The 6385-nt window shown below is 70.4% G+C and carries 3 protein-coding genes; 2 read left to right on the top strand and 1 reads right to left on the bottom strand.

Going from position 1 to position 6385, the window contains the following annotated elements:
- Window positions 1-135: 135 nt before the first annotated feature.
- A complete protein-coding gene (locus WBN91_RS23165; protein ID WP_337726142.1) occupies window positions 136-1347 on the bottom strand; it encodes a hypothetical protein in 1212 nt (403 codons plus the stop codon).
- A 304-nt stretch (window positions 1348-1651) separates the two neighbouring features.
- Here WBN91_RS23165 and WBN91_RS23160 point away from each other — a divergent pair, with 304 nt between their 5' ends.
- Together WBN91_RS23160 and WBN91_RS23155 are read left to right on the top strand one after the other, a co-directional pair.
- On the top strand, window positions 1652-5029 hold the full coding sequence (locus tag WBN91_RS23160; RefSeq protein ID WP_337726143.1) for a pyruvate carboxylase: 3378 nt from the start codon (window positions 1652-1654) through the stop codon (window positions 5027-5029).
- A gap of 169 nt (window positions 5030-5198) precedes the next feature.
- Window positions 5199-6281 carry an MBL fold metallo-hydrolase gene (locus WBN91_RS23155; RefSeq protein WP_337726144.1) on the top strand — a complete coding sequence of 361 codons (1083 nt, stop codon included), beginning with the start codon at window positions 5199-5201 and terminating at the stop codon, window positions 6279-6281.
- The last annotated feature ends 104 nt before the right edge of the window (window positions 6282-6385 follow it).

Below are 6385 nucleotides of genomic sequence, written 5' to 3'. Positions count from 1 at the left end.
GGTAGCCCTTCGGGCAGGCCATACGGGGATGACGGAAGAAGCCCAAGTTGGGAGGTCTGCTGCGCGAGCCCAAAGGAGAAGCGCGCCCTTCGGGCGCGGGAGCTGGCCGTGGGCGTGGGCGTGGGCGGGCTTGGGTTAGTTCTTGTTGGGGATTCGGAGTTGCTTTGTTGGCTGTTCGGAGGCGGGGATGTCTGACTTGTCCGCTTCCTGTGTGGCCTTGGCGTTCTCCGTGTCCTCTGAGCCCTCGGCGTCCTCGTTGGCCTCGATGTCGAGGGGCGAGAGGGCGGCTACTGCGTTCAGGACGGCTTCCTGGGCTGCGGTGAACTGTTCGGTCAAGGCCTTGTGGACCGTGTGCAGTTCCGTCAGCTTTCGGTCTGCTGCCGTGATGCGTTCGTCGGCGTAGGTGTTGGCGTCGGCGATCTTGTTCTTTGCCTCTGCCGTTGCCTCGGTGAGGGTCTTTTCGGCTTGGGCGTTGGCGTCGGCCACGGCCTTTTCCGCCTTGGCCAGGGCCTCTGCCTCCAGGTCGGCGATTTGCTTGGCGGAGTCTTCGCGGAGCTTGCCGACCTCGGCCTTCGCTTCCTCCAGGAGCCTGGCCGCCTCGGCCTTGGCCTCTACGACGTGCACCTCGTGCTCCTTGCGGAGGGTGGTGCGGAGTTCGTCGTACTCCTTGTCGAGGTCGTCGTGGTAGCCCTTGTACTTGGCGTCCAGGTCTACCCGGCGCTTTTCCAGGTCCTTGGTCTTCTCGTCGAACTCCGCCGCCAGGCGTTCGTGGTCCGCGCGGGTTTGGGCCAGGAGGGCCTCGTGTTCGGCGGTCAGCTTGGCGCGTAGGTCCTCGTGTTGCTTCTCCAGCTCTGCGCGGCGCTCCTGGTACTGCTGTTCCAGCTCCTTCGTGCGTTGCTGGTGGGCCGCTTCCAGTTGCTTGCGACGGTCCTCGACCTCGGCCATTGCCCGCTGGTGGGCCGCGCGGCCCTCGGCGGCGAAGCGGTCGGCTTCGGCTCGGGTGGCGTTGGCCTGGTCCAGGGCGCCCTGGCGGATGTCGGCGATCTCCTCCTCGGCCAGGGTCATCATCACGCGCACGCGGTCGGTGACGTTCGAGGCGCTGACCGGGCTGTTGGCCAGGTTGCCCAGTTGCGCCTTGACCTTGTCCAGCTCCGCGCGGGTGGTGTTGAGGAGCTTGGTCAGCTCGCCCACCTGGGCCGCCGCGGCGTCGCGTGCGCGGTTGGAGTTCTTCAGGTCGAACTCCAGGCGTGTCACGCGCTCGTTGACCTGCCGCTGGTTGTACCCGCGCAGAACGACGTCGAAGTGGGTGCGGGCAGCAGGCTGCCCCGTCCCTTCAGCCCCGGCCATGTGCCCAACCCTACCGAGAAGTCGACTCCGCCATTCACCCGATGCAGCGAACACGCTGTAACGGGTCGGTGATCGTGCGCTCACAGTCCACCGCACTTGTCAACGTCCCGCAGTGTGAGCCGATCGATGGGGGGCTGCGGGCGGGACCCCGGCACGGGACAATTCCCCGGCCGTGCGCCCCTCTTGACCGGGTGAGTGACCGATCACGATGACGTCCGTCACGTGGGATGGAACTCCCGACCAGCGGGAACATCACGGTAGCGTGCCTTGATTGAACGCCGACTGACCTGGGAGGGAACGCCGAATGTTCCGCAAGGTTCTTGTCGCCAACCGCGGCGAGATCGCGATCCGGGCTTTTCGCGCTGCCTACGAGCTGGGCGCCGGCACCGTTGCCGTCTTCCCCCACGAAGACCGCAACTCGCTGCACCGGCTCAAGGCGGACGAGTCCTACGAGATCGGCGAGCCCGGCCACCCCGTCCGGGCCTACCTGTCCGTCGACGAGATCATCAAGGCCGCGCGCAAGGCCGGCGCCGACGCGGTCTACCCGGGTTACGGCTTCCTCTCGGAGAACCCCGAGCTGGCCAAGGCGTGCGCGGACGCGGGCATCACGTTCGTGGGTCCGCCGAACGACGTGCTGGAGTTGACCGGCAACAAGGCCCGTGCGATCGCCGCCGCCCGCGAGGCCGGGCTGCCGGTGCTGCGGTCCAGCGAGCCGTCCAGTGACATCGACGCGCTGCTCGAAGCCGCGAAGGGCATCGACTTCCCGGTGTTCGTGAAGGCCGTCGCCGGCGGCGGTGGCCGCGGTATGCGGCGCGTGGAGGACCCGGCCGCGCTGCGGGAGGCCCTGGAGGCCGCGTCCCGCGAGGCCGAGTCGGCGTTCGGCGACCCGACGGTGTTCCTGGAGCAGGCCGTCGTCGAGCCCCGCCACATCGAGGTGCAGATCCTCGCCGACGGCGAGGGCAACGTGATCCACCTGTTCGAGCGGGACTGCTCGGTGCAACGCCGCCACCAGAAGGTCATCGAGATCGCGCCCGCGCCCAACCTCGACCCCGAGCTGCGCGAGCGCATCTGCAACGACGCCGTCCGGTTCGCCCGCCACATCGGCTACCGCAACGCGGGCACCGTCGAGTTCCTGCTCGACCCGAACGGCAACTACGTCTTCATCGAGATGAACCCGCGCATCCAGGTCGAGCACACGGTGACCGAGGAGGTCACCGACGTCGACCTGGTGCAGTCGCAGATGCGCATCGCGTCGGGCGAGACGCTCGAAGACCTCGGCCTGAGCCAGGACACCGTGCAGCTGCGCGGCGCGGCCCTCCAGTGCCGCATCACCACCGAGGACCCGGCCAACGGGTTCCGCCCGGACACCGGCATGATCAGCGCCTACCGCTCGCCGGGCGGCTCGGGCATCCGGCTGGACGGCGGCACCACCGGCGCCGGCACGGTCGTCAGCGCGCACTTCGACTCGATGCTGGTCAAGCTGTCCTGCCGCGGCCGGACGTTCGCCGCGGCCGTGGCCCGCGCCCGCCGCGCGGTGGCCGAGTTCCGCATCCGCGGTGTGTCCACGAACATCCCGTTCCTCCAGGCGGTGCTGGACGACGAGGACTTCTACCAGGGCCGCGTCACCACCTCGTTCATCGAGAAGCGCCCGCACCTGCTGACCGCCCGGCACTCCGCCGACCGCGGCACGCGCATGCTGACCTACCTGGCGGACGTGACGGTCAACAAGCCCAACGGCCCGCGCCCGGCGGCGGTGGACCCGAAGGACAAGCTGCCCGTCGCGGACCTGAACGTCGAACCGCCGGCCGGGTCCAAGCAGAAGCTGACCGACCTGGGGCCCGAGGGCTTCGCCCGGTGGCTGCGGGAGAGCAAGGCGCTGGCGGTCACGGACACGACGTTCCGCGACGCCCACCAGTCGCTGCTCGCGACCCGCGTGCGCACCAAGGACCTGCTCGCGGTCGCGCCGCACGTGGCGCGCCTGACGCCGCAGCTGCTGTCCCTGGAGGCGTGGGGCGGCGCGACCTACGACGTGGCGCTGCGGTTCCTCGCGGAGGACCCGTGGGAGCGGCTGGCGGCGCTGCGCGAAGCCGTGCCCAACATCACCCTCCAGATGCTGCTGCGCGGCCGGAACACGGTCGGCTACACGCCGTACCCGGAGGCCGTGACCTCGGCGTTCGTCGAAGAGGCGACCAAGACCGGCATCGACATCTTCCGGATCTTCGACGCGCTCAACGACGTCGAGCAGATGCGCCCGGCGATCGAGGCCGTCCGCGAGACCGGGACGGCCGTCGCCGAGGTGGCGCTGTGCTACACAGCCGACCTGTCCAACCCGGACGAGCGGCTCTACACGCTCGACTACTACCTCAAGCTGGCCGAGCAGATCGTCGGCGCGGGCGCGCACGTGCTGGCCGTGAAGGACATGGCGGGCCTGCTGCGCCCGCCCGCCGCCGCGCGGCTGATCACCGCGCTGCGCAAGGAGTTCGACCTGCCCGTGCACCTGCACACGCACGACACGGCGGGCGGTCAGCTGGCGACCTACCTCGCGGCCATCCAGTCCGGTGTGGACGCGGTGGACGGCGCGTCGGCGTCGATGGCGGGCACGACGTCCCAGCCGCCGCTGTCGGCGATCGTCGCGGCCACCGACCACACCGAGCACGCCACGGGCCTGTCGTTGCAGGCGGTGTGCGACATCGAGCCGTACTGGGAGGCCGTGCGCAAGGTGTACGCGCCGTTCGAGTCCGGCATCCCCGGGCCGACCGGTCGCGTGTACCACCACGAGATCCCCGGCGGGCAGCTGTCCAACCTGCGCACCCAGGCGGTCGCGCTCGGTCTCGGGCAGAAGTTCGAGGAGATCGAGGCCATGTACGCGGCGGCGGACCGGATGCTCGGTCGCCTGGTGAAGGTGACGCCGTCGTCCAAGGTCGTCGGCGACCTGGCGCTGCACCTGGTGGGCGCGGGCGTGTCCCCGAAGGACTTCGAGGCCGACCCGGGCCGCTTCGACATCCCGGCGTCGGTGGTCGGCTTCCTGTCCGGCGAACTGGGCGACCCGCCCGGCGGCTGGCCGGAGCCGTTCCGCAGCAAGGCGTTGCAGGGCCGGGCGGCCCCGAAGGGCGTGGCGTCACTGACCCCGGAGGACGAGGCCGGCCTGGCGACGGACCGCCGCAACACCCTCAACCGCCTGCTGTTCCCGGCGCCGACCAAGGAGTTCCGCGCGCACCGCGACGCGTACGGCGACACGAGCGTGTTGACCAGCAAGGACTTCTTCTACGGCCTGCGGCCGGGCGAGGAGTACCAGGTCGACCTGGAGCCGGGCGTGCGCCTGCTGATCGGCCTGGAGGCCATCGGCGAGGCGGACGAACGGGGCATGCGCACGGTCATGGCGACCCTGAACGGCCAACTCCGGCCGATCCAGGTCCGCGACCGGTCCATCGCGGCGGAGATCCCGGCGGCGGAGAAGGCGGACCGGACCAACCCGGACCACGTGGCCGCGCCGTTCGCGGGGGTTGTCACGCCGTCGGTGGCGGAGGGCGATTCGGTCGAGGCCGGCCAGACGGTGGCGACCATCGAGGCGATGAAGATGGAGGCGGCGATCACCGCGCCGAAGGCGGGTCGCGTGAAGCGGCTGGCCGTGGGCGGGGTGCAGCAGGTGGAAGGTGGCGACCTGCTGATCGTGCTGGAGTAGGGATCGTCGTTCGGAACGGGCCGGGCATCCGCGTGGGTGCCCGGCCCGGTTCGTGCCCGGGGTCGTTCGGGGGTCGAGGTCGTCGCGTTTCGAGTGGCGGTGACGTGGGTCTCGGGTTATCTCCATCGGATGGGGGAACCCGGTCGGGCGTCTCGGCGTTGGAGGAGCCATGAAGAAGGTCACCGCAGCGCTGCTCGGGTTGGCGGCCGGCGCGGTCGCGTGGGGGTTGCGGGACGTGCCTGCCGCGTTGGGCGGGCGGCCCGGTGGGGAGCGCGTGTGGCGGTCGCCGCGGTATTGGGACGGGAAGTTCCACAACGCCGTGCGGACGCGGACCATGCCGGCCGGGAGTGCCGGGGACACCGCGCGTGAGTTGGTTTTCGGTGGGCAGCAAAGGCATCCCGTCGGGGACGTGCCGTTGGTGCGGGCGACCGACCTCGCCACCGAAGGGCTGCACCTCACCTGGTACGGGCACGCGTCCACATTGGTCGAGATCGACGGCGCCCGGATCCTGCTCGACCCCGTGTGGAGCGACCGGTGCTCGCCGTCCCAGCTGGTCGGACCCAAGCGGCTGCACCCGGTGCCGCACACGCTCTCCGAGGTCGGGCCGGTGGACGCCGTGGTCATCTCGCACGACCACTACGACCACCTCGACCAGGCCACCGTCCGCGACCTGACCACGACCACGCACGCCGTCTTCGTGGTCCCGTTGGGCATCGGGGCGCACCTGCGCCGCTGGAAGGTGCCGGAGTCGCGGATCGTCGAGCTGGACTGGGAGGAGTCGCACGAGGTCGCCGGGGTGCGCCTGGTCGCCTCGCCCGCCCAGCACTTCTCCGGCCGCGGGTTCCAGCGGGACAACACGCTGTGGGCGTCCTGGGTCATCCTCGGCCCCGAACACCGCGTGTACTACAGCGGTGACACCGGGTACTTCGACGGCTACAAGCGCATCGGCGACAAGTACGGCCCCTTCGACGCCTCGCTGATCCAGATCGGCGCGTACGGCCCCGGCTGGCCCGACATCCACATGACGCCCGAAGAAGGCGTCGCCGCGCACCGGGACGTCCGGGGCGGGCTGCTGGTGCCGGTGCACTGGGCGACCTTCAACCTGGCCTTCCACGACTGGTCCGAGCCCGTCGACCGGGTGTGGCGCGAGGCCAAGGCGTGGGAGATCCCGCTCGCCGTCCCGCGGCCCGGTGAGAAGATCGACGTGAACGATCCCCCGCAGGTCGACGGGTGGTGGCAAGCCCTGGCCTGAGGACCATCCACTGTGGACGCCCGCCGACTGCCGCGCGCGTGCTGCGGTGGACGCGGACGCGACTGTGGCGGTCCTCACGTCCCCGCCAGGCGGGTCGCGACCAC

The sequence above is a fragment of the Saccharothrix sp. CCNWYY140 genome (genome assembly GCF_037401995.1).
In the GTDB taxonomy this organism is placed as follows: Bacteria; Actinomycetota; Actinomycetes; order Mycobacteriales; family Pseudonocardiaceae; genus Actinosynnema.
The sequence above is the reverse complement of the archived record's forward strand: the minus strand, read 5'-3'. Positions and strand labels throughout refer to the sequence as shown.